Here is a 916-nt window from a genome sequence, read left to right on the forward strand (position 1 = left end):
CGCCTTCAGTGCCTCGGCGACCTCGTTCACGGCCGCCTCGACACCGGCGATCACCACCGACCGCGGCCCGTTCACCGCCGCAACCGACACCAACGACGCGTCCAGCAGCGGGGCGACCTCGTCCTCGGCCGCCTCCACCGCCACCATCACCCCGCCCGACGGCAGTTCCTGCATCAACCGGCCACGCGCGGTGACCAAGACGCACGCATCCTCCAGCGACAACACCCCCGCCACATGCGCGGCAGCGATCTCACCGATCGAATGACCCACCACGAAGTCCGCACGTACCCCGAAGGACTCCACCAGCCGGAACAGAGCGACCTCGATCGCGAACAGCGCCGGCTGCGCCCACTCGGTGCGGTTCAACCGCTCCGCGTCATCACCGAGAACCACATCCCGCAGCCCCGAACCCACCTGCGCGCACACCTCGTCGAAGGCATCCGCGAAAACGGGGAACGCCTCGTACAACTCCCGGCCCATCCCGGGCCGCTGCGCACCCTGCCCGGAGAACAGGAACGCCGTCCGGCCCTCGCCCGCGATCCCGCTCACGACATGAGGGGTCGGCTCGCCGTCCGCCAACGCGGCCAGCGCGGAGACGAGTTCAGCACGGTCACGGCCCCGGACGACGGCCCGGTGCTCGAACGCGGTGCGCGTGGTGGCGAGCGCCGAGGCGATCTCCATGGGGTCGGCCTCGGGCGCGGACCTTACGACGTCCAGCAGGCGGGCGGCCTGGGAACGCAGAGCGTGAGCACCTCGACCGGACAGAACCCACGGGATCACCGGCAGCCCGGCGGGCTCTGTCGGCTCTGTCGGCTCTGTCGGCTCAACGCTCTCGGCAGGCGCCTCTTCGAGGATGACGTGGGCGTTGGTGCCGCTCAGACCGAACGACGACACACCCGCACGACGCGCACGCTCC

General features: G+C 70.7%; 1 protein-coding gene. It reads right to left on the reverse strand.

The annotated features are described in order from the left end of the window. A partial coding sequence (locus AWZ10_RS46695) for an acyltransferase domain-containing protein (protein ID WP_159058632.1) occupies window positions 1-894 on the reverse strand: 894 nt, incomplete at its 3' end. Between the last annotated feature and the right edge of the window lie 22 nt (window positions 895-916).

Source organism: Streptomyces europaeiscabiei, from assembly GCF_001550375.1.
Classification (GTDB): Bacteria; Actinomycetota; Actinomycetes; order Streptomycetales; family Streptomycetaceae; genus Streptomyces; species Streptomyces europaeiscabiei.